Origin of the sequence: Phytomonospora endophytica, from assembly GCF_014202425.1 — a bacterium.
Lineage (GTDB): Bacteria > Actinomycetota > Actinomycetes > Mycobacteriales > Micromonosporaceae > Phytomonospora > Phytomonospora endophytica.
The window spans coordinates 44,347-70,083 of sequence record NZ_JACHGT010000006.1 but is presented as its reverse complement, the minus strand read 5'-3'; the positions used below and the strand labels follow the sequence as shown (position 1 = coordinate 70,083).

Sequence of the window (25,737 nt, the reverse complement as noted above, 5' to 3'; positions counted from 1 at the left end):
ATGGCGACCGTACTGACCGACGCAGACCTCCCCGGCCTGATCGACGCGGCGGGCACCGTCGCCGTATGCCGCGACGCGATCCTCGCCGCCCACCGCGGCGAACTCACCGCGCCCCCGCGCGTGCACACCGAACTCGGCGACGGGAACCTCATCTACACGACCGGGCGACTGGGCGACAAGTGGTTCGGTTACCGCTCCTACGACACGATCAAAGGCGGCGAACAACTCGTCGTGGTGCACGACGGCTCGGACGGATCCGTTGCCGGAATCGCGATCGGGCACGATCTCGGGCGGATGCGCACCGGCGCGATCGGCGGTGTCGCCGCCGACGCCCTGGCCGCGCCGACGGCCTCCGTCGCCGGCATCATCGGCACCGGACCGCAGGCGTGGATGCAGTTGTGGGCGATCAACGCCGTCCGTCCACTGTCGAGAGTGCGGGTGTACAGCCGCAACTCCGAGCGCCGCCACGCCTTCGCGACCAACGCCGCCGAGCGCTACGGCATCGACGTGCAGGCCGTGAACACGGCCGAGGCCGCCGCCGAGGGCGCCGAGATCGTCGTGCTGGCAACGAGTTCCGGTGAATCGGTGCTCGACACCGCCGCCATCGACCCCGAGGCCTTCGTCTCGACGCTCGGGCCGAAACAGTACGGCCGCGCCGAGTTCGACGTGTCGCTGGCCGAACGCGCCCGGCTGGTCACCACCGACTCGGTCGCGCAGCTCCACGACTATGACCCGCCCTTCGTACTGGCGGGGACGCCGCACGAGGGACGGGTGGTGTCATTGGGATCGGTGCTCGCCGGCGAGGCGCCGCACTCGGCGGGTGCGCTGTTCTGTTCGGTCGGGCTCGCCGGAACCGAGGCCTACCTGCTGGCGCGACTCGTCGGGCTCGCCTGAGCGACGCCCGCGCGGGTCACTGTGCGGTGAGTGCGGCCGTGGCGAACGGGCATCGTCGCGCCGGACCAGGACGCCGATGAACGGTGTCACGGCGAGCACGAACGCCGACGCGGAGGCGTACTTGGTCAAGGCGGCCGAGGCGCGAAGGCTTTGGGACTAGCCGGTCGTCAGCAGGATCTTGCCGACGTGCCCGCCTCGCTCCATCCGCGCGTGCGCCTCGGAAGCCTCGCTCATCGGGATGTGGGTGTCGACGACGGGCGCGACCGTGCCGTCGGCGATGTGCGGCCACACCTGCGATTCGACGTCGGCCACAATGGACACTCGTTGCCGCAGTGGGCGGGCTCGCAGCCCGGCGGCGTGGATCGTGCCGCGCTTGGCCATCAGGCGGCCAAGGTCGAGGTCGCCTTTGCGGCCGCCCTGCATGCCGATGACGACGATGCGGCCGTCCGGGGCCAGCGCGTCGATGTTGGGGGCGAGGTAGGCCGCGCCCATGTTGTCGAGGATGACGTCGGCGCCGCCGAGTTCGCGGACGATGTCGGCGAAGCGGCCCTCGCGGTAGTCGATGGCGACCTCGGCGCCGAGCGCGCGCAGCCGCTCGTGGCTTTCGGAGCGGGCCGTGGTGAAGACGCGGGCGGTGCGGGCGACGGCGAGCTGGATGGCGAAGGTGCCGATGCCGCCACCCCCGCCGTGGACGAGGAACGTCTCGCCGGCCGCCAGCGCGGCGGCGGCGAAGACATTGGACCAGACCGTCGCAGCCACCTCCGGCAGGCCGGCCGCATCCACAGTCGACACTCCACTGGGGACGGACATGACGAGGCCGGCGTCGACCGCGACGAGCTCGGCGTATCCGCCGCCCGACAGCAGCGCGCACACCTCGTCGCCGGTCCGCCAGCGTGTCACCCCGTCACCGACCTCGACGATCGTCCCCGAGCACTCCAGGCCCGGGTACGACGGCGCCCCCGCCGGCGGCGGATAGTGCCCCTGGCGCTGGAGCAGGTCGGCGCGGTTCACGCCCGCCGCCGCGACGCGGATGAGGACCTCGCCCGCCCCGGCGACCGCGTCGGGGACCTCCGTCCACGCCAAGACCTCGGGACCGCCCGGCTCGCTCGCCACCACCGCTCGCATGATCGCGATGCTATCTGGCAAACTGGGACAGCGGTCCCGGCACGCGCCGAGCCCGCCACGGCGACCGGCACGGCACCGGCCGCGAACCGGGAAGCTTCGCCTAGTGGCCGAGGGCGGCAGTCTTGAAAACTGCTGAGGTGTCATAGCCTCCGTGGGTTCGAATCCCACAGCTTCCGCTCTGGAGTACGAAGAACGCCCATTGACCTGCGAAAATGCGGATCGAGGGCGTTCTTCTGTGCGTACCGCGTGTCCCGCCGGGGCCGCTTGGACGCTGCCTGCCGCCAGGGAGTGGCCGGGGAGAACGGTGGGCGACCGAGCTGCCGCTGGGCAGCTGATTCGAGCTCCGCCGCCGACGTCTGGGCCAGGGCGCTTCTGGCGCCACGCGACGATCCGGCGGGGGCTCCAGGGGAGCGTTCGGCCAAGGGCCTCGTCGGGCTGCGGCGACGGCAGTCGCCGACCGTCGATATCCCCACCCGCAGGTTGGCCGCCACGTCGCTCGTGGTCCGCCACGCGCGGGGCGAGGCCGCATCCGGCGAGGGCGTCCGGGTGGGTCATGCTGGCCGTCGTGGGCGCGAGTGCGGGAGGGCCGGGGCCGTGAAGAAGTACATCCTCTTCGATCACGACGGGGTTCTCGTCGACACCGAGGTCTGGTACTTCAGGGCCGGGGAGCGTGCCCTCGCTGACGTCGGGCTGCCCTTGGACAAGACGCGATACCTCCGCGATGTGACCGCGGGTCTTGGCACGTGGGCTCAGGCCAGGGCGGCGGGTGTTGATGAGCGGACCGTCGACGAGCTGCGGGTGGCCCGGAACGGCTACTACCAGGACTACCTCCGGACGGAGTCCATCGAGATCGAGGGGGTCGTCGACGTCCTGGCGGAGCTGGCGGGACATGTCCGCATGGCAATCGTGACGATGTCCAAGCGGGTGGATTTCGAGCTCATTCACGAAGGCCGCGACATTCGGCGTTTCATGGACTTCGTCCTCATGCGTGAGAACTTCACCCGCACGAAGCCGCATCCGGAGCCGTATCTGGCCGGGTTGGCGCGGTTCGGGGCCTCCAGGGAGGAAACGCTGGTCGTGGAGGACTCGGTCCGCGGCCTCGATTCGGCGGTGGCGGCCGGGATCGACTGCGTCGTCGTCGACAGCGGTTTCACTCGGGCGCAGGACTTCTCGCGGGCGGCGCGTCGTATCGCGTCGCTGCGTGAACTGCAGGGCATCGTCCTCGGCGTGACCTGACGCCCCCTGCCGTGGAAGCGCAGGGGGCGTCGGACGGGTCAGACGGCCGGCTCGCCGAACCAGCGGCGCAACCGCGCGTCCAGTTCGCGCTGGTCGTCGCCGATCCAGGCGATGTGGCCGTCGGGGCGCAGCAGGACGCTGGGCGCGTCCGGTCCGGCGGTCGCGCCGGGCAGGTGGTCGACGCGGGTCGCCCAGCCGCCGACGGTGAGGTGGCCGTCGGTGCGGTCGAGGAGCAGGCCCCGACCGCGGTGCATGGCCTCGTAGAGGCCGCCGTCCTTCAGGTCGATGTCGGGCTGGCGGCGGCCGATCCTGTCGTCGCCATCGCCGAAGTCGTAGCGGATGTCGATCGCGGTGATCTTCTCGATCAGGCGGCGGTTGACCTCGCCGACGTCCATCAGCTCGGTGAGCAACCTGCGCACGGCCCGCGGCCCCGGCTCGGGCGACAGCAGTTCCAGCTGAGCGCGGGTGTTGTCCAGCACGTCCCAGGCGACGGGGTGGCGCTCGGCCTGGTAGGTGTCCAGCAGCGACTCGGGCGCCCATCCGCGGATCCGCGCGGCCAGTTTCCACCCGAGGTTGAACGCGTCCTGCACGCCCAGGTTGAGGCCCTGCCCGCCGATGGGCGGGTGAATGTGGGCGGCGTCCCCGGCGAGCAGGACGCGTCCGACGCGGTACCGCTCGGCGAGGCGGGTGGCGTCGCCGAAGCGCGACATCCAGCGCGGGGAGTGCACGCCGAAGTCGCTTCCGGCGACCGCTCGCAGCCTCCGCCGGAAGTCCTCGATGGTGGGCGCCTGCGCGCGGTCGGTGACGCCTTCGGCGGGCACCACGACGCGATAGACGCCCCGGCCGAAGGCCCCGAGGCTGAATCGCCTGTCGCCCTGGGGAAGCGCGGCCAGGGTGGCCGCGATCTCCTCCGGCGGCACGCCGACCTCCATCTCGCCCATCAGCGTCTCGTTACGCGTTGGCTCGCCGGGGAAACCGACGCCGAGGAGTTTGCGGACGGTGCTGCGTCCGCCGTCGCAGCCGACGAGGTAGCGCGACCGCAGCCGTTCGCCGTCGGCGAGCGTGACGGTCACGCCGTCGTCGTCCTGTTCGAAACCGGCGACCGCGGAGCCGCGCCGGATCCGCGCGCCGAGGGCGGTGGCGTGTTCTTCGAGCACGTCGACGATGACCGGTTGGGGGATGCCGAGCATGTAGGCGTGCGCGGTGTCGAGGTGCTCGGGCGCCGGTTTGCCTATGGCGGCGAAGAATCCGGCGGCCGGGCGCTTCCTTCCCCGTTCTGCCACGCGATCCAGGAGTCCGCGCATCGCCAGCAGTTCGAGGCTGCGGATGTGCAGTCCGACGATGCGGACGAAGGAGACGGGCTCGGTTTCCTTCTCCAGTACGAGAACCCGCACGTCGTGCAGCCGGAGTTCGGCGGCCAGCATGGCGCCGGCCGGTCCGCATCCGGCGATGATCACGTCGTACGCGGGAGGCGCGGGAGACTTCGAGGAGTCCATGGTGGTGTTGCCTTTCGGGAGTCGAGGCGCTCCCGGCGACACCTACGTCGTTCGCCCGGCCGTGACACGCGTGGAGAGCACCCACTTCGATACTGGGTTCATGGGGGCTCACCTCCCTAGGCGATGTCACGGACTCCTGCACGCTACAAGCCGGGGCCCGGCGGCGTCCAGTCGGCGCTCAAGAAGCGCTCAAGATCTCTTCGCCCGACGGGACCTACGCTCGACGGGAGCGGATGTCCGCGCCTCCCGGCGAGTTCTCGACAGGTCACGCGGCAAGGCCGCGACGCGGGGAGGCGCGGCACCGCGCGCAGGCGCCCCCGGAAGGCCGGCGGGGGCGCCCGATGCGGCTACAGGCGCGCCAGCCTCGCCGCGCAGCCGTCGAGGACGGTCTCCAGCCCGTAGGCGAAGTTGTCGTCGCGGACGACGGCCGGGTCGACGCCGGAGCTGGCCAGGAGGGGCTCGGCGAGGTCGGCGCGGTCGGCGGCCGCCTCGATCGCCCGGGGCAGCAGCTCGGCGACCCATTCCGCCTCGGTCTTGCCGGATCGCGTGACGAGCTGGAGCCACGCGGCCTCGCTCGTCGCCATGCCGATGACGTACGAGATCAGCGTGTTCATGACCTTGTCGGCGTCCAGGACGGGGAATCCGGCGGCCTGGAAGACGGCCATGAACTCCCCCGACAGGCGGGCGAGGTTCGGGCCGAGCGACTTCAGCCCGACCTGCCCCAGCACCGTCCCGACCCAGGGGTGGCGCAGCATCATCGCGCGCAGGCTCCCGGCGACCTCGGTCGCGTTCTCGCGCCACCGCTCGGGCGTGGTGACCTTCGGAACGGTGAGTTCGCCGTAGACCTCGTCGACGACCAGCTCGATGAGCTCGTCCTTGTTGGCGACGTGGCGGTAGAGGGAGGTCGCGCCGGCGTTCATGCGGGCGCCGAGCTTGCGCATGCTCAGCTGCTCGATGCCTTCCTCGTCGAGGAGCCCGATGGCCTCGGCGACGATGTGCTCGACGCTGAGGGCCGGTTGCTCCTTCTTCTTCTTGGGGCGGGTCCACACCGAGGGGATCGCCTGCTTGTCCTGCATGTTCGTGCTCCTCTCGTCCACGTTCACTATAGCGCACACCGTGCGCCGTTGCGCACGTCCAGATCGCGTGGTACGTTGTGCCCATGCCGCGCACAGTGTGCGCAACCATCCGCCCGGAAGGAAAGAAACGATGTCGAACCTCCACCCCCGACGCTGGCTCATCCTCGTCGTGCTGTGCCTGAGCACGCTCGTGCTCGTCGTCGACAACGGCGTCCTCACCGTCGCCATCCCGCCCCTCACCCAGGATCTCGGCGCCACCGCGCAGGACATCCAATGGATCATCGAGGGCTACATCCTCGTGTTCGCCGGGCTGCTGCTGACCGCCGGAAGCCTGTCCGACCGCTACGGGCGCAGAAGGATAATGGTGATCGGACTGGCGATCTTCGGGATCGCGTCACTGCTGGCCACCTACGCCTCCACCCCCGAGCAGCTCATCGGCGGCCGCGTCCTCATGGGCATCGGCGGCGCCCTGGTCATGCCCTCGACGCTGTCGATCCTCATCACCGTCTTCGACGACAAGGAGCGCCGCAAGGCGATGTCCATCTGGAGCTCGGTGCTGATGGTCGGCCTGATCGGCGGACCGGTCTTCGGCGGCGCGCTGATCGCGAAGTTCTGGTGGGGCTCGGTCTTCCTGATCAACGTCCCGATCGTCATCATCGCGATCGTCGCCGCGCTGACCCTCATGCCCGAGTCGAGGAGCGCGTACCGCAAGCCCGACTACTTCGGCGCGCTGCTGTCGATGGTCGGCCTCACCGCGCTGGTCTGGGTCATCATCGAGGCGCCCACCAAGGGACTCGGCGACACGACGGTCCTCATCGCCCTCGCCGCCGCCGTCGTCGGCCTCACCGCCTTCGTGATCTGGGAACTGCGCACCGACTCGCCGATGGTCCCGCTGAGCCTGTTCCGCAACCGCAACTTCTCCGGTGGCAGCCTCTCGCTGGTGCTGGTCCAGGTCGCCAACGGCGGACTGCTGCTGGCGCTGACCCAGTACCTCCAGCTCGTGCTCGACTACACGCCGACCGAGACCGGCCTGGCGATGATCCCGATGGCGATCGCGGTCATCATCACCAACTCCTTCGGCGCGACCCTCGGCATGAAGATCGGCAACCGGGCGATGACCGTCGCGGGTCTGCTGGTCCTGTCCGGCGGGTTCCTGTTCTTCACGACCCTGTCCTCCGACACGGGCTTCGTCACCGTCGCGGCGGCCCTGGTGGTCTTCGGGGTCGGCGCCGGACTCGCCCAGCCCGCCGCGGTGACCGCGCTGATGGGCGCCGTCCCGGCCGAACACGCCGGGGTCGGTTCGGCCCTCAACGACACCGTCCAGCAGGCCGGCGCGGCCCTCGGCGTGGCGATCCTCGGCAGCGTCCTGGTCACCAACTTCGGTGACGCGATGCCCGAGAGCACGCCCGAACCGGCCCGCGCCTCCATCACCGACGCCATCGGGACCGCCGCCACGACAGGCGATTCCGGCCTGGCCACCGCGGCCCGCGAGGCCTTCGTGTCGGGCATGTCGACGACCTTCGTGATCGGCGCGATCGGGGTCTTCGCGGCGGCGCTGCTGGCGCTGGTCGTCATGAAGGACCGCAAGGCCGACGCCGCCGTCGAGGGCGAGACCGCCGAGCCGCTCGCGGCCGCGATCCACTGAGTCGTCCGGGCGGACGGAGCCCCCGGCCTCGATGAGGCCGGGGGCCTTTTCGTGTGATCATGGTCCGATGCGCAAACTCGTCTACTTCGTCGGCGCGAGCATCGACGGTCTCATCGCCGCCTCCGACGGCTCGATCGCCGCCTTCTTCCCGCTTCCCGACGGGCTCGTCGAGCATCTCGTCGCCGAGTACCCCCAGACCCTCCCCACCCACCTCCACGAGGCCGTCGGCGTCACCGTCCCCAGTGGACGCTTCGACACCGTCATCCAGGGCCGGGGCACCTACGAGCCCGCGCTCGCCGAGGGGATCAGCAGCCCGTACGCGCACCTGGAGCAGTACGTCGTCTCCACATCCCTTGGCGACACAGGGGATCCGCGCGTCCATGTCGTCGCCGACCCGGTCGCGACGGTGCGCGAACTCAAGGCACGCGAGGGCGGCGACATCTGGCTGGCGGGCGGCTCGAAACTGGCCGGGAGCCTCTTCGGCGAGATCGACGAGCTCATCGTGAAGCTCTACCCGCTCGTCCTCGGCACCGGAAAGCCCATGTTCGAAGGGGATGTGGACGCCACACGCTTCGCACTGGTGGAAAGCACGGCGATCGGGACGGGCGGCGCGCTGCTACAGCGCTACACCGTCACCCGGTGACGCAGCAGCTGCGGCAGGTCGACAGTCCCTCGACGGTGAACGCCAGACAGCAGGTCTTCCGCCGCAGGCTCATCTCACCTTCCGGCGTGCACGCCACATCGACGAGATCGGGGACCCGCAAGGCCTCCAGCAGCGTCCCGGCGGTCTCCACAATGGACAGCGGGGTCGTGTCGGCGGTGTACTCCACGGCGTGCGCGACACCCGACGCCAGCGAACCCCACATGATCCGCCGCCCGACGCGAACCTGCCCGCGGAACCGCGTCAGCAGCGGCGCCAGATGCTGGTCGACGAGCGTCGCGCGCAGAACGTCGAGGAGCGCGCCCTCGTCGTCGACGACGCGCACACCCGGATCACCCGCGACCGGGTCGTTCGGCAGGACCGCGACCATCGCCCGGCGCATCCCGAACCGGAACCACGGCCGCTCGTCGGACAACCGCAGCATCACGTTCGACGCGTGCAGCAGCGGCACCCGGCGAGCGCTCGCCCAGCCGATGACGGCGGGCAGCGCCAGCCAGTAGGAGTAGCCCTTCCAGGCCAGCGCGGCCGCGGCGTGGGGCGCGGCGCCCCAGCGCCGGCGGGGCGCGTCGATGAGCTGTGCGACGGCCGAACCGTCGGTGAAGCACGTCGCGGGCGTGTACCCGGCGAGGGAGTCGAGGACGAGCCCGTCGGCGACGCCGGCGGTGGCGCGCTCGCCGCGGCTGCGGCGCATCGCGGCCAGCGCGCGGGTGACGGGGGCGAGCGGTGCGACCGACGGGAGTCGCAGCGGCGGCAGCGTCGTGGTCACGCGGCGGCCCCGGTGGGGGTCGTGCCGGGCGACGTGGACACGTCCTGCCTCCTGCCTCCGTGGCCGTTAGGTTCGGCTTACCTTAACTCGCGGAGGCGGGTGGCGACGAGCAGGGCGCGGGAACGGGGTGGCGGGTGTCACCCCGTCCTCGCCTGGGGTTACCTTCCCCCGTCGACGTCGAGCGTCGTGCCCGTGGTGAAGGTGTTCTCCAGCAGGAACAGGGCGGCGTGCGCGGCCTCGGCGGCCGTGCCGGGCCGTCCGGCGGGGATCTGGGCGGCGACGTCGGCGCGGAAACGAGCGTGGGCGTCAGGGTCCATGCGGCCCTCGTAGACGTCGATCTGGCCGGGCGAGATGGCGTTGACGCGCAGGGGCGCGAGCTCGATCGCGAGGGCCTTCACGAGGCCTTCGACCGCGCCGTTGACGGCGGCGAAGCCGGAGAAACCGGCCTCGGCCTTGCGGTAGAGGTAGCCGGAGAAGAAGAGGATCGAGCCGTCGGGCGCGATGTGCGGGACGGCGGCCTTCGCGGCCCGGTACTGGCCCCAGAACTTCGTCTCGAACAGCGAACGGGCGTCGGTTTCGGGGAGTTCGGTGAACGGCCCGGCGACGATCTCGGCGGCGCCGGTGACGAGGTGGTCGAAAGGTCCGACGGAGGCCAGGACGCGCTCGACGGCCTCGGCGTCGGTCACGTCGAGCACGCGGTAGTCGGCACCCGGGCCGATCTCGGTGACGGCGGCCTTCAGCGTGGCCTCGGTCCGGCCGGTGACGACGACCGCGGCACCGCGCTCGACGGCGAGTCCGGCGATGGCGCGGCCGATGCCGGTCGCCCCTCCGGTGATCACGATGCGCTTGCCCGACAACGACATGGGTCCTCCTGGGTGAGTGACGGCATCTGCGACCAACCCGGAGGGCGGCGGGGGCATTTCGATGGTGACGGGGATCGCAGTCAGGACGCGAGCACGGCGGGGTGGCCGAAGGCCGCGACCAGGGCGGGGTCGCCGAACTTGACGACGCCGGCGACGCCGGTCGCGGTGGTGGCGAGGACCACGACGCCGTCGGCGCGCGGGATCCCGTCGCCGTCGCGCCGGTAGACGACGGCGGCGGGCTGACCGTTGGCGCCGGCCGCGAACATGCGCCAGTCCCCCGGTGCGCCGAGCACGTACGCGCCGAGGACGTACAGGCAGCTCGCGCGGCCCGACTGCCACGCGGGGAACGGCGTCGCCTCCAGGGACGCGTCGGTGCGCAGTACCTGTTCGAGCAGGCCGACGTCGGCGTGCTCGAAGGCCGCGATGTACCCGTCGAGCAGCGCGCGGGCCCGCGGATCGGACGGTTCGAGCAGCCGCTCGGAACCGGTGTCGCGTTCATCGAGGCGGGCGCGGGCGCGCTGGAGCCCGCTCTTGACCGCCGCCGTCGTGGTGTCGAGGATCTCGGCGGTCTCGGGGGCCGTGAACGCCAGCACCTCGCGCAGGATGAGGATCGCGCGCTGGCGGGCGGGCAGGTGCTGGAGTCCGGCGATCAGCGCCAGCCGCAGCGATTCGCGTTCGACGACGACCGCCGCCGGATCGTCGGCCGGCGGCGTCGTCCACGCGTCGGGCAGCGGTTCGAGCCACGCGACCTCGTCCGGGCCGGCCCGAAGCGGCGGGCCGGAGCCGTCGGACGGGCCCGCCAGACCCGAGGGGAGCACCCGGATCGGGCGCGGCCTTCGCGCCGTCAGGCAGACGTTCGTGGCGATCTTGTACAGCCACGACCGCACCGACGCGCGTCCCTCGAAGCCGGCGTGGGACCGCCACGCCCGCAGATAGGTCTCCTGCACGAGATCCTCGGCGTCGTGGGCCGAACCCGTCATCCGATAGCAGTGCGCGAGCAGCTCCCGCCGGAACCTCTCGGTCTCGGCGGTGAAGCGGCTCGCGTCCAGGCCCGGCGTCATGGCAGGAGGGCCAGTTTCCCAACGGTGGAACGGTTCGCGAGGTCCATCAGCGCCTTCGGGCCGTCGGCGAGGTCGTACCCGGTGGGGTCGCCGGGTGCGATCACGCCCGCCGCGATGAGCGCCGTCAACTCGCCCATGAGCTCACCGAAGAGCCTCGGCGCCGAACGGGCGAGCACCCCGATGTTGAGGCCGATGAGCTGGATCTGGTGCCGGTAGACGAGGTCGACGTTGGTGACCGCGGCCTCGCCGCCCGCCGTACCGAGGACGATCACCCGGCCGGTCACGCGTTTGGCCGCGCGCGGACTCTCGGCGAAGGCGGGCCCTCCGGTCGATTCCAGGACGACGTCGGCGCCTTGACCATCCGTCAGTTCCAGCACCCTGTCGGCGAAGTCCGCGTCGCGGGAGTCGAGGACGTGGTCGGCGCCGAGGGCGCGCACGACGTCGTGCTTGGCCGGTGAGGCGGCCGCGATCACCGTCGCGCCAAGGTGCCGGGCGATGGTGACGGCGGCCTGGCCGGTCGCGCCGGCGGCGGCGGGAACGAACACCGTCTGTCCCTTGTGGAGTCCGCCGAGGGTGGAGAGCGCGGCGAGCGCGGTGGGCCAGTTCACGGCCAGGCCGAGGGCCTCGCGGTCGGTCCAGCCGGGCGGTACGGGCATGGCCGCGTACGCGGGAACGGCGAGGTACTCGGCGAAGGCGCCGTCGCCGACGCCGACGACGTGGTCGCCCGGCCGTGGCCCGGTGACGGCCTCGCCGACCGCGACGACCTCACCAGCAGCCTCGAAGCCCGCGATGAACGGCGGGCGCGGGCCGTCGGGGGACGTGCCGTCGGCGCGCATGAGGTCGCGGAAGTTGACGCCGGCGGCGGTGACGCGGAGGAGGACCTCGCCCGGGCCGGGACTCGGGACGGGCGCGTCGGTGAGCAGGTGCAGGCCGCGCGGTCCGTCGAGGGCGGCCTGGCACAGCGCACGCATGGTGGTGGGAATGCTCATGTCGGCCTTTCGTTTCGGCGTAGGGGAACTCGGTCAGGTAGACCTCGGTCGCCGGCGAAAGGAATCGGTCTCAGCGCGAAGCCTGCACCGGTGCGTCGTCCCAGTGCGCGCCCGGGCCGAGCGCGGCCTTGCGGTCGTCGGTGTTGTACAGCGCGCACGACTTCAGCGACAGGCATCCGCAGCCGATGCAGCCGGTCAGGGTGTCGCGCAGCTCGATGAGGCGCTGGATCTGATCGTCGAGGCGAGTCCGCCACTGCCCCGACAGGCGCGCCCAGTCGGCCTTCGTCGGCGTACGGTCCTCGGGGAGCGAGTTCAGCGCCTCGGTGATCTCCGACAGGGTCAGCCCGACCTGTTGCGCCGTACGGATGAACGCCACCCGGCGCAGCTGGTCGCGGCGATAGCGGCGCTGGTTGCCCGCGGTCCGTTCGGAGCTGATCAGCCCGCGCTCCTCGTAGAAGCGCAGCGCCGAGGTCGCCGCGCCCGAACGGGCGGCGAGCTCGCCGATGGTGAGCCGGTTGGGCATCCGCACGGGCCCCTTCTGTGACATGTCGCACTGCTCGTTGACTTCAAGTTAGGTTGAACTTGAAAGCTTAGTCCATGACCGTCACCAGCGCCCGCTTCGGATACGACGACCTCCGCGGTCTCATCACCCGGGTCGTCGACGTCAAGCACGCCCCCGAGGACTCCACCCTCGACGTGCTCTGGACGCTCTACGACCGCGTGCTCGACCTGTCGCCCGAGCGGCTCGACAGTCCCGACCGCGACCGCTTCTACCTCTCCAAGGGCCACAACCCGGGCTCGTTCTACGCCGTGCTGGCGGCGAAGGGCTACCTGCCCGACGCGTGGCTGGACGAGGCGTTCACGGCCGGATCGCGGCTCGGCGGGCATCCCGACCGCACGCTCGTGCCGGGCGCCGAGATCTCCTCGGGCTCGCTCGGGCACGGGCTGCCGCTGGCCGTCGGAACCGCGCTCGGGCTGCGCGCTCAGGGCCTGCTGAAGCCGCGGATCTACGTCCTGCTCGGCGATGCCGAGCTCGACGAGGGCACCAACCACGAGGCCATGGCCTACGCCGGCGCGACCGGCCTGGACAACATCACCGTCGTGGTGGTGGACAACGGATCGGCCTCGCACGGCTGGCCCGGCGGGATCGCCTCGCGCTTCACCGCGCAGGGCTGGTCGGCGTCCGAAGTGGATGGACGAGACCACGACGCCATCGAGGCCGGACTGCGCGGTCACCACGGAACCGGGCCACACGCGGTCGTCGCGTTCGCCACGTCGAGCATCTAGACCACGAAGGACATCGCGATGACCACCAGCCTGCCGCATATCGGACACCCCATGAAGGTCCCCGACACCACGACCATGCGCGACGCCTTCATCGACGCCGCCGCCGACCTGATCGACGACGACCCGCGCGTCGCGGTAGTCCTCGCCGACATCTCCAACGGGCACGAACGTTTCGCGCAGGCCGCGCGGGAGCACCCCGACCGCGTCCTGAACGTCGGGATCCGGGAGGCGCTGATGGTCAGCGCCGCCGGAGGCCTCGCCCTGTCGGGGATGCGGCCGATCGCGCACTCCTACGCGCCCTTCCTCGTCGAGCGCGCCTACGAGCAGATCAAGCTCGACTTCGAGCACCAGGGCGTCGGCGGGATCCTGGTCAGCGTCGGCGCCTCCTACGACTGGTCGCAGGGCGGGTACACGCACTTCTCGCCCGGAGACGTCGCGCTCTTCGACACGATGCCCGACTGGACGGTGCACGTGCCCGGTCACCCCAAGGAGGTCGGCGGTCCCCTGCGGGCGGCGGCACTCACCGACGACAAGGTCTATATGCGACTGTCCACGTTGAGCAACGCGGCGCCGCACCAGACGACCGGCCGGCTCAGCGTGATCAAGTCCGGTGAGGGGCCGCTCGTCGTCGCCGTCGGGCCGACGCTCGACAACGTCCTGCTCGCCACGGCGGGGATATCGGTCACGGTCGCCTACGCCAACACCGTGCGGCCCTTCGACGTCGAAGGCCTGCGCGCCCTGGCGCACACCGGTGAGGTCGTCCTCGTCGAGCCCTACCTGGAGGGCACGTCGTCACGGGTCGTCGCCGAGGCACTCATCGACCGTCCACACCGGACACTCGCGATCGGCGTGAAACGCGTCGACCTGCACAAGTACGGGACCCCCACCGACCACGAACGCTGGCACGGCCTCGATCCGGCCACGATCAGCGAGCGGATCGCCTCCTTTGCGCGGTGACGGGCGGGGGCACGACGCGCTCGCGGCCCAGGATCCAGAGCGCCTCGACCCCGTCCTTCCAGGTGATCTTCTTGCCCTCCTCGCGGCTGCGCGCCCGGTAGGAGACGGGCACCTCGAAGGGCCGGATCCCCCGCCGCAGCAGCTTCGCGGTGACCTCGGCCTCCATGCCGAAGCCCTGCGAGACGATGCGCAGCGACCGGTACAGTGCCAGCGGCATCAGCTTGAAGCAGGTTTCGAGGTCGGACAGGTAGCAGTTGTAGAGGACGTTGGCCGCGGTGGTGATGGCCTTGTTGCCCATCACGTACCAGAAGGAGTAGGCGGAGTGACTACCGAAGGTCCGGTTGCCGAAGACGACCTCGGCGCGGCCGTCGAGGACCGGCGCGAGAAGCGTCGGAATGTCGGCTGGGTCGTACTCCAGGTCCGCGTCGAGGATGATCAGATAATCACCGGTGGCCTTGTCCGCCGCGGTCCGGATGGCGGCGCCCTTGCCGCGGTTCCGCGGGTGGCGTAGCGCGGTGACGCGCTCGTCGCCGTAGGCGGCGAGGATCGCGCCCGTGCGGTCGCGGCTCCCGTCGTCGACGACGATCATCTCGATGTCGCACGGATACTCGACGGCGAGCGCCGTGTCCAGGGCCTTGAGCAGGCGCTCCTGCTCGTTGTAGACCGGCATCAGAATCGACAGCTTCACGGCGGCAGCCCCCGGCGGCGGTGTTACGGTGCGCGAATGGCCGACATCACCGGAGACACGCGGGCGCAGTCCCGCGCGCTTGAGGATGTCAGCGCGGCATCACATTACCGTGCCTGGCTGACCTCGCTGGCCGTCGACCACCTCGGCGAACACCCGATCGAAATCGGCAGCGGCCACGGCGACTACGCCGCCGAGTGGCTGCCGCGGGTCGGGGCCTTCACCGCCACCGACGCCGATCCCGGGCGGCTCACCGTCCTGCGCGAACGCTTCGCCGCGGACCCGCGTGTCACCGTCGGCGCCATGCTGCTGCCGTCCGATGTGGATGGACGGTTCTCCGCCGCCCTGGCCTACAACGTCCTCGAACACATCCCCGACGACGTCGCCGCCCTGCGCACCATGGCCCGGCTCGTCCGGCCGGGTGGCAAGGTCGTCATCCTCGTGCCGGCGTTCCCCATGCTGATGAGCGATTTCGACGTGCGGGTCGGACATGTGCGCCGCTACCGCCGCTCGACCCTCCGCAAGGCCTTCACCGACGCGGGTCTGCGTGTCGAGAAGCTGCACCACGTCAACTGGGCGGGTTGGTTCGCCTGGTTGCTGATGATGCGACTACTCAAGGGATCCCCGCGCGACGGCGCCGCCCTGCGCGTCTACGACCGGCTCATCGTCCCCGCCGTCCGCCTCGGGGAGAAGGTCGTGCGCCCGCCTTTCGGGCAGAGCCTCTTCGCGATCGGTTCACGGATTTAACCCTTTCGGGATAATGCCGGACCCCTTGTCCGTCATGAAAAGCCTCCCCGGCGGTTACATAAGCGGGTCCGCATGAGGCCCGCACCACGACCGATGGGGAGCTCACCATGACCATCTACGTGACGACGAACGCCGACGACCTGATCGGCCTGTGGCGGACGACGTACGATGCCCACGACCACACGGGCGGATTCATGCGCTGCAAGACGGCGTGCACGGAGGGATTCCCGTGCACGAAACGTATCGAGGCGGCCAGGGCCCTGACCGAACTGGGCGTGCGGCTGTACTCGAAGACGGACTACCTGCGGCCGGCGGTGCCGGTGCGGGAGGGGCTGGCGGTCGTGCACAAGTAGCCGGCCCACAAGACCGGGACGCGGGCACCGGCGGCGACGAGGGCCGCGCCGCCGAAGGCGGCCAGCACGCCGACAGCTCCGAGCAGCGGCCACGTCAGGTTCGCGAACTCCCGCAGGCCGGTCACCGCGCACAGCGGTGACGACCGGCGTCCGCGCGAGCGGCAAGACGCTCGCCGCGCCGATCCCCAGCCACCACACGGCACCGTTCACCACGGTGACGCCGCCGCCGGAGGCCGCCGACAGCACGGCGGCCACGGCGGCGGCACCGGACAGGAAGGTCGCGCCCGCGGCCGCCAGTGCGCGCGTCATCGGTCCTCGCCGTGCCTTGCGCGCCACGAACACACCGCCGGCAGCGAGACCGGCCACGAGAACGAGTGCGAGCCAGGAGAAGCGCGCGAATTCCGGTAGCCCCTGCTTGACGAAGACGCTCACCGTCGAAGGGTCGAACTCGACGTCGTCGGCGCCGTCCGGGCTGAACCCCATGACGCACGCGCCGACGGCGACGGTCGCCAGCGACACCAGTGCGAGCCGCCCGTCGACGGAGAAGTAGGCGACGGCGCCGACGATGCCCGCCACGACGGTGACCACTCCGGCGACCACGAGCAGCGGCGACCACCACGGCCGCGCGGGCTGGTCGGCGAGCGACGTCGCGAGTTACCAGTGGGCCCAGAGCGGCAACCCGACGACGGCGAAGTTTGCCTGGCTGCCCGCGACGGTGATCCACAGGGCGCCCGCGAGCAGCAGGAAGGCGGCGGCGAACCCGGCCGCGGAGGCGGGTTCGCCGGAGCGCGGGACGGTCGAGGCGAAACCGACGACCGCGGCCGCGCAGGCCGTGGCGGCACCGGTGGCGGAGAGGAGGCGCAGGTGGAGGGCGGACGGGACCGTCTGGGCGACCGGATCGGGTACGAGCGACCACTCCTCGTCGTCGGTAAAGGCGGTCTCGGCCAGATCGATCACCCCTCGCAGCGCCGCCGCCGCGCCTTCGTCGCCGCCGTCGCGGAGCCGGGCGCGCAGGAAGGCGAGAAGGGCGAGGCGGTCGGCATGGTTCATGTCCGAACGGTAGCGAGCCGGCGACGACGTCGTCGCCTGGTCGCGCGCGCCCCTTACACCCCCGGCGCCGCCACCCAGCTGCCGTGGACCGCGCGCAGTCTCGCGACGACCTCGCCGAGGGTCGCGTAGGACGCCATGGCGGTGACGCAGGCGGGGACGATGTTCTCGCCTTTGCGGGCGGCCGTTTCGACCTCCGCGAGCGCGGCCTCGACGGCCGAAGCGTCGCGGGTCGCGCGGAGGCGCCGTACCGCCTCGATCTGCCCGGCTTCGGCGGCGGGGTCGATGCGGAAGACGTCCAGTGGCTCAGGTGGAGAGGCGTGGCGGTTGACGCCGACGACGGTCCTCTCGCCGGACTCCACCGCCACGGCCTGGCGGTAGGCGGCGTCGGCGAGTCTTCCCGACTGGTATCCGGCCTCGATGCAGGCGAGGGCGCCGCCGCGGGCCTCGATGTCGGCCATGACCTCGGCGATGGCCTTTTCGCAGGCGTCGGTCCTGGCCTCTACCTCGTAGGAGCCGCCAAGGGGGTCGGCGACTTCGGTCAGGCCGGTTTCGAAGGCGACGACCTGCTGCGTCCGCAGCGCGAGGGTGGCGGCGTCGGCGGTCGGGACGCCCAGGGCTTCGTCGTAGGCGCACACGTGCAGCGTCTGCACACCGCCGCAGGCGGCGGCCAGGGCTTCGATCGCGGTGCGGGCGACGTTGTTGAGGGGCTGTTGCGCGGTGAGCGACGAGCCCGCGGTGAAGGCGAAGATGCGCAGTTGTCCCGAGCGGGGATCGGTGGCGCCGTAGCGGTCCCGCACGAGTTTCGCCCACACGCGGCGGGCGGCCCGGAGTTTGGCGACCTCGCCGAGGAAGTCCATCCCCACCGACAGGAAGGTGTAGAGGCTCGGCGCGACGGCGTCGACGTCCACCCCTCTGTCCACAAGGGAGTCCAGGTAGGCGATGGCGTTGGCGAAGGTATAGCCGACCTCGGTCGCGGCGTCGCCGCCCGCCTCGGCCATGTGGTAGCCCGACATGGCCAGCGGAACCCACCGGGGCGCGTGCTTCGACAGGTGCTCCATCGTGTCGACGGCCAGCGACAGCGACGGCCGGGGCGGGAAGATCTGGGTGCCGCGCGCGATGAACTCCTTGAGCACGTCGTTCTGGATGAACAGGCCGAAGTCGTCGGGGACGACCCCGCGCTTTTCGGCCAGGGCCAGGAACATCGCGGCCCACAGGTAGCCGATCGAGTTGGCCGTGGTGCGCACCTGCGTGACGGCGGCGAGGTCGATGCCGTCGAGGAGGATCTCCAGGTCCGCCAGGGAGTCCAGGGCGACGCCGACGCGGCCGACCTCACCGGCGGCGCGCGGGTCGTCGGAGTCGAGGCCGAGCTGGGTCGGGAGGTCGAGGGCGACGGAGAACCCGGTCTGGCCCGCGGCGAGCAGTTCGCGGAAGCGGCGATTGGACTCGGCGGCCGTGGCGAAACCGGCGTACTGACCCATGATCCAGGGCTTGGGCTCGGCGGAGATGCCTCGCGTGTAGGGGAACTCGCCCGGCTGCTCGCTCATGAGGCCCTCAGCGACTTCTTGTCGATCTTCCCGGTGGAGTTGAGGGGGAAGGCGTCGAGACGCCGGTACTCCTTGGGCTTCTTGTACGACGCGAGTTCGCGACGCGCGTGCGCGTCCACTTCGGACTCGGCGGCGGTACCGGTGTAGAACGCGACGATGCGCTGTCCCCATTCGGGATCGGCGAGCCCGACGACGGCGACCTGCTCGACGCCTTCGGCTCCGGCGAGGGCCTCTTCGACCTCGCGCGGGTAGACGTTGTAGCCACCCGTGATGATCATGTCGCCTTTGCGGTCCACCAGGTACAGGTGACCGTCGGCTTCGACGCGGCCGAGGTCGCCGGTGTGCAGCCATCCGTCGCGAACGGGGCGGGCGTCGGCGGCGCCGCTCCAGTAGCCGCGCATGACGGCGTCGCCGCGCACGAGCACCTCGCCGATCTCGCCCATGCCGAGGGATCCGCCGTCCTCGCCGACGATCGCGAGTTCGACGCCGGTGGCGGCGCGCCCGGCGGAGGCGAGCAGCTCGGGTCGCGAGGTGAGGGCTTCGCGGTGGTCGGCGGGCGACAGGACGGTGATCGGCGGGATCGCCTCGACCAGGCCGTAGTACTGGACGAGGTTCGGCGTGATGCGCTCGAAGGCGTCGCGGATGTGGGCGGGCGGCATGGGCGCGCCGGCGTAGGCGAGCATCTTCAGCCCGAGGGGCGCGTCGAGGGCGGGGTCGGCGAGCAGCCGGGCGATCATGGTCGGGACGAGCGCGGTGTGCGTGGCGCCTCGTTCCCGGACGGCTTCGAGGACGTCGCCGGTGTCGAAGGCGGGCAGGACGAGCTGGCGGGCTCCGGCGGCCAGGAAGGGGAGCACGAACAGGCCGGAGGTGTGGGTGATCGGCCCGGCGTGCAGGTAGACGTCCTCGGTGGACAGACCCGGGCAGACGTCGGCGGCCATGGCGGCGGCCGAGGCGAGCCGGTTGGCGTGTTCGCGGCGGACGCCCTTGGGGTTGCCGGTGGTGCCGCTGGTGTAGTTGAGGGACACCAGGTCGCGCGTCTCGGCGGGCATCGCCGGGCCTTCGGCGAGTTTCTCGTAGGAGACGCCCGGACCGTCCCCTATGGACACGTGCGGCATGGCGTCGCGCAGGAACTCGGCGCGGTCGGCGAAGCGCGCGTCGTAGACCAGCGCGGTGGCGCCCGCGTCCTCGGCGATGCGGGCCCAGTCGCGTTCGTGCAGGCGGTAGTTGAGGTGCACGCGCACGAGCCCGGCCCAGGACGTGGCCAGGTCGAGCTCGATCGAGGAGTTCTGGTTGGGCTGGAGGTCGAGGACCCGGTCGCCCGGCGACAGGCCCAAATCCCGCAGCCCGGCGGCGAGACGCGCGACCCGGTCGGCGAGGCGCGCGAAGGTCACCGTCCCCTGTGGACCCTCCACGGCGACGCGGGACGCGTGCGCCCGCGCCGACGACGACAGCAACTGGGAAGTGCTCGCCGGTCCCGCCATGGGTCGAGCGTGTCACGCCGAATCGACGGCCGTCAAGGATTCGACAGACCGCGCGACCTGGTGTCCACCGCGTCACTCATGGTAGAAATCCTTCACTTCCCCTCGGGGATCCGGCAGTTTTACTACCACGGGAGAAGCAGAATGCCCCGCTTAGCCAAACGCGCGGCCGCCGTCCTCATCGGTGCCGCCGCGGCCCTCCTGTTCTTCATGGCGTCTCCGGCGAGCGCCGCCACCTTCCTCACCCACGGCGAGGCGACGTCGCAGCTCAGCGCGTCGGGCATCACCTGGTCGTCGAGTGGTGGATGCAGTGACCGCAACAACCCGACCTGCACGTCGTTCACCAGCGTCCGGCAGGTGACGATCTCGGGCATCAAGACCCTCAAGTCCTCCAGCGGCTGCGCGCTCAACGTCACCGGCGGCACGGAGACCGGGCACTCCGGCGGCACCTACAGCCACTGGAACGGCTACAAGCTCGACATCAGCAAGTACGCGTGCATCGGTAACTACATCAAGGCGCACTTCACCTACGTCGGCTACATCTCCGGCTGGGGCTACCAGTACCGCTCGGGTGCCGGGAACCTCTACACCGACGAGGGCAACCACTGGGACATCCTCTACTACAACTGCGGCGGCTGCTAGTCGCTACGGGCGCGCGTACGTCCGCGTACGCGCGCCCGGCACGAAGCCGATCGCGCGGTACAGCTTCCCCGGGATCGGGTAGCCGTCGTCGCCGCGCGGGCAGACCCGCGCCTCGACCGCCCCGGCGTCGCGGAAAGCCTTGAGCACGGCCAGATTGCACGCCCGCGACAGGCCCATGCGGCGATAGGCGGGGACGCAGCCGACCGGTTCGAGCAGCCCGGTCCTGTTCACCTCGTCGAACCAGCCGAGGCTGGAGGCGACCATCTCGCCGCCGTCGGTCTCGACGACCCAGTCGAACTCCGGCGCGTACGGCCAGGCGTTCATGACCGCGGCGTAGCTCTCGGCCGTCACCCGCGAAGGAGCGAGGTCCGACCAGCTGCCGCGATGCACCCCGGCACGCGCCTCGACCTCGTCGCGCTCGACGTGCCGGACCCGGAACCCTTGCGGCAGCACGGGTTCGTCGATGTGGGCCAGGTCGTGGTGATGGTGGGTGAAGAAGGGCGCGTCGGTCTCGCGGTACCCGGCGGCCTCGAAGGCGGCGATCAGGTGCGTCTCGGTCTCCAGCGCGGTGGCCGTCCGCTTCCCCTCCCTCGCCTCGGTGTCCGACCAGGCCAGGGCCTCGGCGGCGTACTCGGGACGGGCCGGGTCGACGAGGAGGTCGACGTGGCCGGGCAGGTCGAGCCACGCGAAGGCGACGACCTCGCCGCCGTCCTCCCAGACCTTGATGCGGCGGCCCTCGGCGGCGCCGGTGATGGAGTGGTACGACCAGCCCATGTCGCCCAGATGCCAGCGATGGTCGTTGCCGAGCCGCTGCACGAGCGACTGCATGGCGAGGTACTCGGAGGTCATCGCGACATCCTCACCCGGCGCGCACGGCCCGGCAAGCCCGTTTAGCCGACCGGCACGGTGTGCGTCACCCACGTCCCCTCGACCTCGGCGTGCAGGAGGAACGCGGCGGGCTCGTCGACGGGACCGGCGGGTGGATCGGCGAGCAGGGTCAGCCCGGTCTGCCGGAAGGTGCTGGGCGCGACGGCCAGGACCGTACCCGCGAAAGGCGCGACGACCGGCCGGTGGACGTGCCCGGACAGGACCCGCGCGACGTGCGGGTGCCGCGCGAGCACCTCGGCGAGGCCGGGGCCGTCGTCGAGCCGCATCCCGTCCAGCAAGGGAATCCCGACCGCGATCGGCGGGTGGTGCACCGCGACGAACGCGGGCTTCCCGGGCCGTTCGGTGAGGACGGCGTCGAGCCACCTGAGCTGTCCGGCGCCGAGCAGCCCGCCGGGTTTGCCGGGCACGCGCGAGTCGAGGACGACGAGGGTCACGTCGGCGTGGTCGACGACGTAGCGGGTGTCGGCGAGACCGAAGGCGGCGGCGAGCGCGGCGGAGTCGTCGTGGTTGCCGGCGACGAGGTGCAGCGGCAGCGGGAAGCCGTCGAGCACCTCGGCGAGCTTCGCGTACTCCTCGGGGAGGCCTTCGCCGGCGAGGTCGCCGGTGATGACGACGAGCTCGGGCCGCCGGTCGAGGGCGAGGACGCGGCCGAGGGCCGCGCGCAGGTGCGCGGCGGCGAGCGGTCCGGTCGTCACGTGCGGGTCGCTGAGGTGCGCGATCAAGGCCATGGGGCGATCTTGCCGGGCGAATCACCACAATTCGTGACGTCGAGGTGAACGGCGAATGTTGCCGGGTTCAGGGCTTGACATCACCTCACCATGCGCTATATTTAACGCATCGGTTAATTAAAGAGTGGGTTGAATACTATGGCCACCGACCGGCTCAGCACGATCTTCGCGGCACTCGCCGACCCGACCCGCCGGGCGATCCTCGCCCGGCTCACCACCGGGGACGCCACCGTCACGGAACTCGCCGAGCCGTTCTCCATCAGCCTCCCGGCCGTCTCGCGGCACCTGAAGGTCCTCGAACACGCGGGCCTCATCACGCGGAACCGGTCGGCGCGGTGGCGGACCAGCCGCCTGCGGGCCGAAGCCCTCCGGGAGGCGGTCGCGTGGATGGAGACGTACCGCGAGTTCTGGGACGTCAGACTCGACCTGCTGGACGATCACCTCAGGCGCCTGATGGCGGCGCCGACACCGGAAGGAACAACGACATGAGCACCGACACCCTCATCCTCACCCGCACCTTCAACGCTCCCCGCGAGCTCGTCTACCAGGCGTTCACCGACGCCGACCAGATCGCGCAGTGGTTCGGCCCCGAAGGCTGGAGCGTGCCGCGCGACAGCATCACGGTCGCCCCGCACGCCGGCGGCGAGTACAAGATGACCATGGTCAGCGACGAGGACCCGTCGATGAGCTCGCCGATCGACTCGACCTTCATCGAGGTCGTCGAGAACGAGCTGATGATCGGCCGGGAGATCTTCCAGGGCCAGGAGATGACCATGAAGGTGGAGTTCGCCGACGCCGAGGGCGGCACGCGGATCACCATCACGCAGGGCCCGTTCACGCCGGAGATGGTCGAGATGACCCGCGCCGGCTGGGAAAGCTCGTTCACGAAGCTGGACGCGCTGCTCAAGGCCTGACGCGTCACGACACGGCCGGCCCTCGGGCCGGCCGTTCGCGTGCGCGACACACCGGGTGATATGCGGGCTTGTCGTGCGCCAAGCGGCAGAATCGGGCGATGCCCGACGATCCCGCCGACCGCAGCCGTCGCCGCCGCAGCCGCTACCTCGCCGCCCCGCCGAAACCCGCCGCGCAAGCGGGCGGCGCCGAAGCCGAACCACCGCTCACCTACGACCCGGCGAGCATGCGCGAGCGGATGCGGGCGGCGCTGAGGCGTCCTTCGGGGAAGACGCCGCCGGAGGACGAGGGCTTAGAGGGGCCGGGCGGGGTCGCCGCCACGGGGCCCGCCACGGGCCGTTCCGCGCCCTCGACAGCGGCGGCACCCCAGCCGACATCCGCCGGACCTACTCGCCGAGTCGCGCGAGCTCGTACCCGGACGGCACGGCGAGCGGGGCGTACCCACGCGACCGCGTCCGGACGGTGACACCGCACCGGGCGTCCGGCGAACCGCACCGACGTCCATGAGCGGCGGATGGTCGTCCGGCCGGACACCGGCCTGGCCGAACAGCGGAGCACGCACCCGGCGACCCGCTGGACCCGCCGGCGTCGGCCGAACAGCGCGGTGCCCTCCTCGGGCAGGCCGTCACATCACCCGAACAGGCTCTCCAGCTCGGCGACGACCGTCGGCCACTCCGCGGACTTCGGGTCGATCACGGCGTAGTGACCGGCCCCGGGCAGTTCGACCAGCCGTGCTCCCGTCGCCTTCGCGTAGGCGCGGGACTGCGCGGGCGGGACCTCGTCGTCGGCGTCGCCGTGGATCAGCACGGTCCGTGCCGGAACGGGCAGGCGCATCGGGTCGGCGGCGGCGTAGCGCTCGGGGTGCTCCTCGGGCGAGCCTCCCAGGAAGTCCCGCACGGCGCCCTCGTCGAGGTCCTCGCGGAAGGCGGTGCCGAGGTCGGCGACCGGGGCCAGCGCGAGCACTCCGGCGACGCGCGGGGTGCGCGACCCCGCCCACAGCGCGAGGTGGCCGCCCGCCGAGTGACCTGCGACGACCAGCGGCAGCTCGCCCGGCAGCGCGGCCAGGGCGGCGTCGAGGTCGTCGAAGGTCGCGGGCCAGCCGGGCACGCCGGGCGAAGCCCGCCGGTACTCCACGGCCGCGACGGTGAAACCACGCGCGGCCAGGTCATTGCACAGTGGACGGACGTGCGCGCGATCGAAAGCGGCGCGCCAGAAACCGCCGTGTACGAAGGCGATCAGCCCACGCGAACCACCGTGCCAGTACTCGACGACCTGCTCGTCAAGGGGTCCATAGTGGACGGTCTCGCCCGCGGGCGCCCACCGGCTCAGCACCTCATCGGACACGCGAGACCCCCTGGTAGATCTCGATCAGCCGCCCGGTGACCACCTCGGGCGCGAAGGTCGACTCGTAGCGCGCCCGGGCGATCTGCGACAGCGACGACGCCTCCTCGGCCGCGACGCGCAAGCCGCCGACGAGCCCTTCGACGGAGGGCTCGACGATCCAGCCCGCGGTCGGGCCCGATTCCCCGTGCCCCAGCAGAAAGGGCATGCCGCCGAGGTTCGTGGCCAGCACCGGACGGGCGTTGGCCAGGGCCTCGATCGCCACCGTCGGCAGGATGTCCTCCCACATCGACGGCAGCAGCAGGGCCGAGGCCGCGCGGACGGCGGCGTCGACGTGCTCGCGCGGCTGCCTGCCGAGGTAGTTGATGTCGGCGCGCATGGTCGCCGCCTCCTCGACGCGGGCCCGCAGCGGCCCGTCGCCGACGAGCGTCAGCCCACCCAGAGAGCCGACCGGGTAACGGTTCCAGGCCTCCAGCAGCTGCTCGATGCCCTTCTCGGCCGACAGGCGCCCGACGTAGACGAAGCCGTCGCCGGGGGGCGTCGGCGGGCCGGGGTCGGGCGAGGAGTTCGGCTTGATCGCGATGTGTTCCGGCGGGACGCCGAAACGGACGAGGTAGTCGGCGATCCAGGGCGTCAGCGCGACGAAACGGTCCACACTTCGCCACGTCCCCTTGTGCACGGCAAGGGAAGTGGCCATGATGACGCTCTGCGCCCGCGAACCCCGGTAGCAGCCGTGCACGATGCCCGGCAGGTCGAAACGCTTCCCGGAACAGTCGTGGCAGATCCTCCCGTCCCGGAAGTAGAGGCCGTTGAGACACTCGTGCCGTACATTGTGGATCGTCTGGACGACCGGGACACCGTGCCGGTGCGCGGTGTTCACCACCGCCGGCGACAGGAACGGGTAGACGTTGTGCACGTGCAGGACATCGGGCCGCTCGGCGCGCAACAGGGCCGACAGCTCCTTCTGGGCTCCCCCGGCGTAGACCGGCGAGGCCGCCAGCCGCAATTTGCCCACAGTGGACAGATCGGCGATCTCGTCCGACGAGCGCAGGTACGGCAGCACGGTCACCCCGGCACCGCGCAGCTGCTCGATCTCGGCGTCCACCACGGTGTTCTCGCCCGACGGCTGCGCCGAGACGTACCGGTTGTGCGCGATGACTACTTTCATGAGGACGCCCACGTTCGTCTGACGGCAACCAGGACACGTCACCCTAACCCGTGCGGCCGGAACGACCACGGCGGCCGCGATCACGCCGAAACGGGCGAAACCCGCCAAGGGCGGCATCGGCCGAACCGGCGAGGTGCCCCTTGCC

Annotated in this window: 29 protein-coding genes and 1 tRNA gene; 13 read left to right on the top strand and 17 right to left on the bottom strand. The window is 71.2% G+C overall.

What is annotated here, in order from left to right:
* Nucleotides 1-894 carry an ornithine cyclodeaminase family protein gene (locus tag HNR73_RS14665; RefSeq protein ID WP_184788001.1) on the top strand — a complete coding sequence of 298 codons (894 nt, stop codon included), beginning with the start codon at nt 1-3 and terminating at the stop codon, nt 892-894.
* A gap of 156 nt (nt 895-1,050) precedes the next feature.
* Here HNR73_RS14665 and HNR73_RS14660 read toward each other — a convergent pair whose 3' ends face one another.
* A complete protein-coding gene (locus tag HNR73_RS14660; RefSeq protein WP_184788000.1) occupies nt 1,051-2,019 on the bottom strand; it encodes an NAD(P)H-quinone oxidoreductase in 969 nt (322 codons plus the stop codon).
* A gap of 89 nt (nt 2,020-2,108) precedes the next feature.
* On the opposite strand from HNR73_RS14660, the gene HNR73_RS14655 reads away from it, so the two are divergent.
* Together HNR73_RS14655 and HNR73_RS14650 are read left to right on the top strand one after the other, a co-directional pair.
* Nucleotides 2,109-2,195, top strand: a tRNA-Ser gene (locus HNR73_RS14655).
* Nucleotides 2,196-2,613: 418 nt separating this feature from the next.
* Nucleotides 2,614-3,255, top strand: coding sequence for an HAD family hydrolase (locus HNR73_RS14650; protein WP_184787999.1), 642 nt, complete (start codon nt 2,614-2,616; stop codon nt 3,253-3,255).
* A gap of 38 nt (nt 3,256-3,293) precedes the next feature.
* Here the strand turns inward: HNR73_RS14650 and HNR73_RS14645 are convergent, their stop codons facing one another.
* Both HNR73_RS14645 and HNR73_RS14640 read right to left on the bottom strand, forming a co-directional pair.
* Nucleotides 3,294-4,751 carry an FAD-dependent monooxygenase gene (locus HNR73_RS14645; protein ID WP_184787998.1) on the bottom strand — a complete coding sequence of 486 codons (1,458 nt, stop codon included), beginning with the start codon at nt 4,749-4,751 and terminating at the stop codon, nt 3,294-3,296.
* 347 nt (nt 4,752-5,098) lie between these two features.
* On the bottom strand, nt 5,099-5,827 hold the full coding sequence (locus HNR73_RS14640; protein WP_184787997.1) for a TetR/AcrR family transcriptional regulator: 729 nt from the start codon (nt 5,825-5,827) through the stop codon (nt 5,099-5,101).
* Between the two features lie 130 nt (nt 5,828-5,957).
* On the opposite strand from HNR73_RS14640, the gene HNR73_RS14635 reads away from it, so the two are divergent.
* Nucleotides 5,958-7,472 (top strand): MFS transporter, encoded by a 1,515-nt coding sequence (locus HNR73_RS14635; RefSeq protein ID WP_184787996.1) that lies wholly within the window; start codon nt 5,958-5,960, stop codon nt 7,470-7,472.
* A 67-nt stretch (nt 7,473-7,539) separates the two neighbouring features.
* Nucleotides 7,540-8,115: a dihydrofolate reductase family protein gene (locus tag HNR73_RS14630; protein ID WP_184787995.1), complete on the top strand. Its 576-nt coding sequence runs from the start codon at nt 7,540-7,542 to the stop codon at nt 8,113-8,115.
* On the opposite strand, the gene HNR73_RS14625 is transcribed toward HNR73_RS14630, so the two are convergent.
* From HNR73_RS14625 to soxR, 5 genes are all read right to left on the bottom strand, one after another.
* Nucleotides 8,105-8,824 carry an IucA/IucC family C-terminal-domain containing protein gene (locus HNR73_RS14625; protein ID WP_184788372.1) on the bottom strand — a complete coding sequence of 240 codons (720 nt, stop codon included), beginning with the start codon at nt 8,822-8,824 and terminating at the stop codon, nt 8,105-8,107. The two genes, HNR73_RS14630 and HNR73_RS14625, sit on opposite strands and share 11 nt — an antisense overlap.
* Nucleotides 8,825-9,057: 233 nt before the next feature.
* Nucleotides 9,058-9,762, bottom strand: a complete 705-nt coding sequence (locus HNR73_RS14620) for an SDR family oxidoreductase (protein WP_184787994.1) — start codon at nt 9,760-9,762, stop codon at nt 9,058-9,060.
* Between the two features lie 80 nt (nt 9,763-9,842).
* A complete protein-coding gene (locus HNR73_RS14615) occupies nt 9,843-10,823 on the bottom strand; it encodes an RNA polymerase subunit sigma-70 (protein ID WP_184787993.1) in 981 nt (326 codons plus the stop codon).
* Nucleotides 10,820-11,812, bottom strand: a complete 993-nt coding sequence (locus tag HNR73_RS14610; protein ID WP_184787992.1) for an NADPH:quinone oxidoreductase family protein — start codon at nt 11,810-11,812, stop codon at nt 10,820-10,822. Before HNR73_RS14610 ends, HNR73_RS14615 begins: the two co-directional genes overlap by 4 nt.
* A 70-nt stretch (nt 11,813-11,882) precedes the next feature.
* A complete protein-coding gene (soxR, locus tag HNR73_RS14605; RefSeq protein WP_203685756.1) occupies nt 11,883-12,335 on the bottom strand; it encodes a redox-sensitive transcriptional activator SoxR in 453 nt (150 codons plus the stop codon).
* A gap of 74 nt (nt 12,336-12,409) precedes the next feature.
* Here soxR and HNR73_RS14600 point away from each other — a divergent pair, with 74 nt between their 5' ends.
* Entirely contained in the window at nt 12,410-13,099 is a 690-nt protein-coding gene (locus HNR73_RS14600; RefSeq protein ID WP_184787990.1) for a thiamine pyrophosphate-binding protein, read from the top strand.
* Between the two features lie 75 nt (nt 13,100-13,174).
* Nucleotides 13,175-14,056, top strand: coding sequence for a transketolase family protein (locus HNR73_RS14595; protein WP_184788371.1), 882 nt, complete (start codon nt 13,175-13,177; stop codon nt 14,054-14,056).
* Here HNR73_RS14595 and HNR73_RS14590 read toward each other — a convergent pair.
* Nucleotides 14,025-14,744, bottom strand: coding sequence for a glycosyltransferase family 2 protein (locus HNR73_RS14590; protein WP_184787989.1), 720 nt, complete (start codon nt 14,742-14,744; stop codon nt 14,025-14,027). The two genes, HNR73_RS14595 and HNR73_RS14590, sit on opposite strands and share 32 nt — an antisense overlap.
* Nucleotides 14,745-14,780: 36 nt before the next feature.
* On the opposite strand from HNR73_RS14590, the gene HNR73_RS14585 reads away from it, so the two are divergent.
* The 3 genes from HNR73_RS14585 to HNR73_RS14575 all read left to right on the top strand — a co-directional run bounded on the left by HNR73_RS14585 (nt 14,781) and on the right by HNR73_RS14575 (nt 16,391).
* Nucleotides 14,781-15,488: a class I SAM-dependent methyltransferase gene (locus tag HNR73_RS14585; RefSeq protein ID WP_184787988.1), complete on the top strand. Its 708-nt coding sequence runs from the start codon at nt 14,781-14,783 to the stop codon at nt 15,486-15,488.
* A 107-nt stretch (nt 15,489-15,595) separates the two neighbouring features.
* Nucleotides 15,596-15,841 carry a hypothetical protein gene (locus tag HNR73_RS14580; RefSeq protein WP_184787987.1) on the top strand — a complete coding sequence of 82 codons (246 nt, stop codon included), beginning with the start codon at nt 15,596-15,598 and terminating at the stop codon, nt 15,839-15,841.
* A gap of 136 nt (nt 15,842-15,977) precedes the next feature.
* Nucleotides 15,978-16,391 (top strand): hypothetical protein, encoded by a 414-nt coding sequence (locus HNR73_RS14575; RefSeq protein WP_184787986.1) that lies wholly within the window; start codon nt 15,978-15,980, stop codon nt 16,389-16,391.
* 104 nt (nt 16,392-16,495) lie between these two features.
* Here HNR73_RS14575 and HNR73_RS14570 read toward each other — a convergent pair whose 3' ends face one another.
* Genes HNR73_RS14570 through HNR73_RS14560 form a run of 3 tightly spaced genes read right to left on the bottom strand, consistent with a single transcriptional unit; the run spans nt 16,496 to nt 19,916 of the window.
* Nucleotides 16,496-16,891 carry a hypothetical protein gene (locus tag HNR73_RS14570; protein ID WP_184787985.1) on the bottom strand — a complete coding sequence of 132 codons (396 nt, stop codon included), beginning with the start codon at nt 16,889-16,891 and terminating at the stop codon, nt 16,496-16,498.
* A 53-nt stretch (nt 16,892-16,944) separates the two neighbouring features.
* Nucleotides 16,945-18,435 carry an acyl-CoA mutase large subunit family protein gene (locus HNR73_RS14565; RefSeq protein ID WP_184787984.1) on the bottom strand — a complete coding sequence of 497 codons (1,491 nt, stop codon included), beginning with the start codon at nt 18,433-18,435 and terminating at the stop codon, nt 16,945-16,947.
* A complete protein-coding gene (locus HNR73_RS14560) occupies nt 18,432-19,916 on the bottom strand; it encodes a class I adenylate-forming enzyme family protein (protein ID WP_184787983.1) in 1,485 nt (494 codons plus the stop codon). The genes HNR73_RS14565 and HNR73_RS14560 overlap by 4 nt, the downstream gene beginning before the upstream one ends.
* 141 nt (nt 19,917-20,057) lie before the next feature.
* Here HNR73_RS14560 and HNR73_RS14555 point away from each other — a divergent pair, with 141 nt between their 5' ends.
* Entirely contained in the window at nt 20,058-20,555 is a 498-nt protein-coding gene (locus tag HNR73_RS14555; protein ID WP_184787982.1) for a hypothetical protein, read from the top strand.
* A 3-nt stretch (nt 20,556-20,558) separates the two neighbouring features.
* On the opposite strand, the gene HNR73_RS14550 is transcribed toward HNR73_RS14555, so the two are convergent.
* Nucleotides 20,559-21,404 (bottom strand): GNAT family N-acetyltransferase, encoded by an 846-nt coding sequence (locus tag HNR73_RS14550; RefSeq protein WP_203685746.1) that lies wholly within the window; start codon nt 21,402-21,404, stop codon nt 20,559-20,561.
* Between the two features lie 41 nt (nt 21,405-21,445).
* Nucleotides 21,446-22,171: a metallophosphoesterase gene (locus HNR73_RS14545; RefSeq protein WP_184787981.1), complete on the bottom strand. Its 726-nt coding sequence runs from the start codon at nt 22,169-22,171 to the stop codon at nt 21,446-21,448.
* 138 nt (nt 22,172-22,309) lie between these two features.
* On the opposite strand from HNR73_RS14545, the gene HNR73_RS14540 reads away from it, so the two are divergent.
* Nucleotides 22,310-22,660 carry an ArsR/SmtB family transcription factor gene (locus HNR73_RS14540; RefSeq protein ID WP_184787980.1) on the top strand — a complete coding sequence of 117 codons (351 nt, stop codon included), beginning with the start codon at nt 22,310-22,312 and terminating at the stop codon, nt 22,658-22,660.
* The gene (locus HNR73_RS14535) at nt 22,657-23,085 is read left to right on the top strand and encodes an SRPBCC family protein (protein WP_184787979.1); all 429 of its coding nucleotides are present in this window, start codon (nt 22,657-22,659) and stop codon (nt 23,083-23,085) included. The genes HNR73_RS14540 and HNR73_RS14535 overlap by 4 nt, the downstream gene beginning before the upstream one ends.
* Nucleotides 23,086-23,293: 208 nt before the next feature.
* On the opposite strand, the gene HNR73_RS39780 is transcribed toward HNR73_RS14535, so the two are convergent.
* The 3 genes from HNR73_RS39780 to HNR73_RS14525 all read right to left on the bottom strand — a co-directional run bounded on the left by HNR73_RS39780 (nt 23,294) and on the right by HNR73_RS14525 (nt 25,592).
* Complete coding sequence (locus HNR73_RS39780) at nt 23,294-23,416, bottom strand: hypothetical protein (RefSeq protein WP_260337176.1); 123 nt, start codon at nt 23,414-23,416, stop codon at nt 23,294-23,296.
* A gap of 297 nt (nt 23,417-23,713) precedes the next feature.
* Nucleotides 23,714-24,427: an alpha/beta hydrolase family protein gene (locus HNR73_RS14530; protein ID WP_184787978.1), complete on the bottom strand. Its 714-nt coding sequence runs from the start codon at nt 24,425-24,427 to the stop codon at nt 23,714-23,716.
* Complete coding sequence (locus HNR73_RS14525) at nt 24,417-25,592, bottom strand: glycosyltransferase family 4 protein (protein WP_184787977.1); 1,176 nt, start codon at nt 25,590-25,592, stop codon at nt 24,417-24,419. The genes HNR73_RS14530 and HNR73_RS14525 overlap by 11 nt, the downstream gene beginning before the upstream one ends.
* Between the last annotated feature and the right edge of the window lie 145 nt (nt 25,593-25,737).

Bases quoted from the DNA above. Each gene is read 5' to 3' on its own strand.
- HNR73_RS14665 (WP_184788001.1), top strand. From the start codon at position 1: ATGGCGACCGTACTGACCGACGCAGACCTCCCCGGCCTGATCGACGCG.
- HNR73_RS14660 (WP_184788000.1), bottom strand. From the start codon at position 2,019: ATGCGAGCGGTGGTGGCGAGCGAGCCGGGCGGTCCCGAGGTCTTGGCG.
- HNR73_RS14645 (WP_184787998.1), bottom strand. From the start codon at position 4,751: ATGGACTCCTCGAAGTCTCCCGCGCCTCCCGCGTACGACGTGATCATC.
- HNR73_RS14640 (WP_184787997.1), bottom strand. From the start codon at position 5,827: ATGCAGGACAAGCAGGCGATCCCCTCGGTGTGGACCCGCCCCAAGAAG.
- HNR73_RS14635 (WP_184787996.1), top strand. From the start codon at position 5,958: ATGTCGAACCTCCACCCCCGACGCTGGCTCATCCTCGTCGTGCTGTGC.
- HNR73_RS14630 (WP_184787995.1), top strand. From the start codon at position 7,540: ATGCGCAAACTCGTCTACTTCGTCGGCGCGAGCATCGACGGTCTCATC.
- HNR73_RS14625 (WP_184788372.1), bottom strand. From the start codon at position 8,824: ATGCGCCGCAGCCGCGGCGAGCGCGCCACCGCCGGCGTCGCCGACGGG.
- HNR73_RS14620 (WP_184787994.1), bottom strand. From the start codon at position 9,762: ATGTCGTTGTCGGGCAAGCGCATCGTGATCACCGGAGGGGCGACCGGC.
- HNR73_RS14615 (WP_184787993.1), bottom strand. From the start codon at position 10,823: ATGACGCCGGGCCTGGACGCGAGCCGCTTCACCGCCGAGACCGAGAGG.
- HNR73_RS14610 (WP_184787992.1), bottom strand. From the start codon at position 11,812: ATGAGCATTCCCACCACCATGCGTGCGCTGTGCCAGGCCGCCCTCGAC.
- soxR (WP_203685756.1), bottom strand. From the start codon at position 12,335: ATGCCCAACCGGCTCACCATCGGCGAGCTCGCCGCCCGTTCGGGCGCG.
- HNR73_RS14600 (WP_184787990.1), top strand. From the start codon at position 12,410: ATGACCGTCACCAGCGCCCGCTTCGGATACGACGACCTCCGCGGTCTC.
- HNR73_RS14595 (WP_184788371.1), top strand. From the start codon at position 13,175: ATGCGCGACGCCTTCATCGACGCCGCCGCCGACCTGATCGACGACGAC.
- HNR73_RS14585 (WP_184787988.1), top strand. From the start codon at position 14,781: ATGGCCGACATCACCGGAGACACGCGGGCGCAGTCCCGCGCGCTTGAG.
- HNR73_RS14580 (WP_184787987.1), top strand. From the start codon at position 15,596: ATGACCATCTACGTGACGACGAACGCCGACGACCTGATCGGCCTGTGG.
- HNR73_RS14570 (WP_184787985.1), bottom strand. From the start codon at position 16,891: ATGAACCATGCCGACCGCCTCGCCCTTCTCGCCTTCCTGCGCGCCCGG.
- HNR73_RS14565 (WP_184787984.1), bottom strand. From the start codon at position 18,435: ATGAGCGAGCAGCCGGGCGAGTTCCCCTACACGCGAGGCATCTCCGCC.
- HNR73_RS14560 (WP_184787983.1), bottom strand. From the start codon at position 19,916: ATGGCGGGACCGGCGAGCACTTCCCAGTTGCTGTCGTCGTCGGCGCGG.
- HNR73_RS14555 (WP_184787982.1), top strand. From the start codon at position 20,058: ATGCCCCGCTTAGCCAAACGCGCGGCCGCCGTCCTCATCGGTGCCGCC.
- HNR73_RS14550 (WP_203685746.1), bottom strand. From the start codon at position 21,404: ATGACCTCCGAGTACCTCGCCATGCAGTCGCTCGTGCAGCGGCTCGGC.
- HNR73_RS14545 (WP_184787981.1), bottom strand. From the start codon at position 22,171: ATGGCCTTGATCGCGCACCTCAGCGACCCGCACGTGACGACCGGACCG.
- HNR73_RS14540 (WP_184787980.1), top strand. From the start codon at position 22,310: ATGGCCACCGACCGGCTCAGCACGATCTTCGCGGCACTCGCCGACCCG.
- HNR73_RS14535 (WP_184787979.1), top strand. From the start codon at position 22,657: ATGAGCACCGACACCCTCATCCTCACCCGCACCTTCAACGCTCCCCGC.
- HNR73_RS14525 (WP_184787977.1), bottom strand. From the start codon at position 25,592: ATGAAAGTAGTCATCGCGCACAACCGGTACGTCTCGGCGCAGCCGTCG.